General features: G+C 69.0%; 3 protein-coding genes. 2 read left to right on the forward strand and 1 reads right to left on the reverse strand.

Annotated features, from left to right (window positions below):
• Positions 1 to 250: 250 nt before the first annotated feature.
• Positions 251 to 1144, reverse strand: coding sequence for a transposase (locus tag ABZ070_RS37055; protein ID WP_356640580.1), 894 nt, complete (start codon positions 1142 to 1144; stop codon positions 251 to 253).
• 28 nt (positions 1145 to 1172) lie between these two features.
• Here ABZ070_RS37055 and ABZ070_RS37060 point away from each other — a divergent pair, with 28 nt between their 5' ends.
• Positions 1173 to 1526 (forward strand): hypothetical protein, encoded by a 354-nt coding sequence (locus tag ABZ070_RS37060; protein WP_356640576.1) that lies wholly within the window; start codon positions 1173 to 1175, stop codon positions 1524 to 1526.
• A gap of 50 nt (positions 1527 to 1576) precedes the next feature.
• Positions 1577 to 1894 (forward strand): hypothetical protein, encoded by a 318-nt coding sequence (locus ABZ070_RS37065; RefSeq protein WP_356640578.1) that lies wholly within the window; start codon positions 1577 to 1579, stop codon positions 1892 to 1894.
• The last annotated feature ends 50 nt before the right edge of the window (positions 1895 to 1944 follow it).

Below are 1944 nucleotides of genomic sequence, written 5' to 3' on the forward strand. Positions count from 1 at the left end.
GGACACCGGCACCGGCCCTGCGAGGCTGCGCAGAGCGTGCATGACGCCTACTGGCACGGTGCCGACGGCAGGTGGCGAGACGGCTGACGCCCACCAGATAGAAGTGTGGGCTGCCTCCGCCATCCCGAGGCAGCCCACAGCGAAACGACAGCGGGGGAACCTGCGCCATCTTCGCAATCCATATCGGATCATGAAACCGCGGGCTTGCTCATAGGTGATCGCTACTCAACCACCTGCTGCAGCGTGGCAGTTAGCGAACGGGACTCAGCCTTCCACGGCACGGGAAGCGCGAGTCTTCAGCCAACCCACCCGATGGCGGCCCCTTCTCCGTCAGTCGCAGGAGGAGCTGGCTCGCCGTCCAGGCCTGGGACCGGCCGCCGTGGGTGAGGCGGGCGGCGACGTGCAGCAGCCGGTAGCGGAGCTTGTTCGGCTCGGCAGTGGCGAGTTCGTCGTCCAGCAGCAGGACACGGGTCCAGGCCGGCAGGTCGATCGCCGCGAGGCTGAGTTCGAGCCAGACAGTGTTGATGTCGAAGTCGCGGGAGGGGAAGCGGTCGAAGCCGGTGGTCTTGTCGCACCGGATGTGGTCCTCGGCGGTGGCATGCCCGCGGTGGCGGACCTCCAGGAACTGTGCGGAACCACCGCCGCGGGACGGGGTGTCGGTGAGGAAGACCTGGTGCCGCAGGCCCTTGTCCTGGTCGAACAGGGACAACTGGGCGCCGGGGTGCGGCCGCTCTCGGTGCACGATGATGGGGGTGCCGGCCGGGTAGCCGTCCAAGTCGACCATGCCGGTCAGCTCGGCGGCTTCGGCGCCGGCACGCAGCGTTCCGTCCTGGTCCAGGGCGGGATGCCAGAGGCGGTCGGGCATGGCTCGGACAGCGCGGCGGACCGGCTCGGTGATGGCGTATCCGACCGAGAAGAAGGTACGGATTCCTCGTTTCCGCACGTCGCGGACGTGGGCGAGGAAGGCTTTCGCGGATCCGGCACTGTCGGTGCGGATCAGGATGTCGGTGCCGTGCCGGTGGGCGTCGGGGATCTGCATGAGTGCCTGGTCGGACACCGCGATGTGGTCGGCGGCGGTTGGCACCGGCGTTCCCGGGCCGCAGCCGGCCGGACAGTGCCTCTCCGGTATTGGCCAGGACAGCAGCGGATGGAAGCCGAAGCCGCCCTTATAGGTGGGTGCGAAGTACTACGGAGCCGGCGTCGACATCTGCCCGCCTCGACGGGGCAACCGCAAGGGTGTCGTCGAGAAGGCCAACCACTCAGCTGCCCAACGCTGGTGGCGAACCGTCCCTGACGGCATCAGCATCGAGGCAGGTCAAAGCGGTGTCGACAAGCTGGCCGTGCCGATGGACAGCGGCAAACGTAAGCTCGACGGAGCGTCGACCACAGTCGCCGCGCTCGCGGAAGCCGAGCCGCTGCTGGACCTGCCGAACAGCCCGTTCTCCGCCGAGCTGGAGCAGACCCGCGTCGTCAGCCAGGACTCGTCTCCTTCGCCGGCAACCACTACTCCGTCCCGCCGGGGCTGACCGGCGCCCATGTCACGGTCCGGATCCGCCTCGGTGAGGACGACCTGCACGTGGTCACCGCCGGTCGCGCGGTCATCGCCCACCACCGCCGGGCGCCGGACGGAGCCGGGCAGACCATCCGGGACGCCAGGCACGTCATCGCCCTCGAACGAGCGGTACTCGCTTCGTTCTCCGACAAGGCCCCCTGCCGCACCAAGGTCCGCCGGCCGCCATCGGCCGCGGCCCAGGCGGAAGCCGAAAAGCTTCGCGACCGACCTGAATCGGACGTCGCGAACCGGGTCGTCATCGACCTGTCTCACTACGCCGCCGTCGCCGACCGGCTACGGCAGGCCCCCACCCACGAAGACCAGGAGTGTGAGAGTGAGTGACGCCATGCCGATGAGCCAGGCCCGCCGCTACCAGCAGCTGCGGTGCCACC

The sequence above is a fragment of the Streptomyces sp. NPDC006283 genome (assembly GCF_040613325.1).
Lineage (GTDB): Bacteria > Actinomycetota > Actinomycetes > Streptomycetales > Streptomycetaceae > Streptomyces.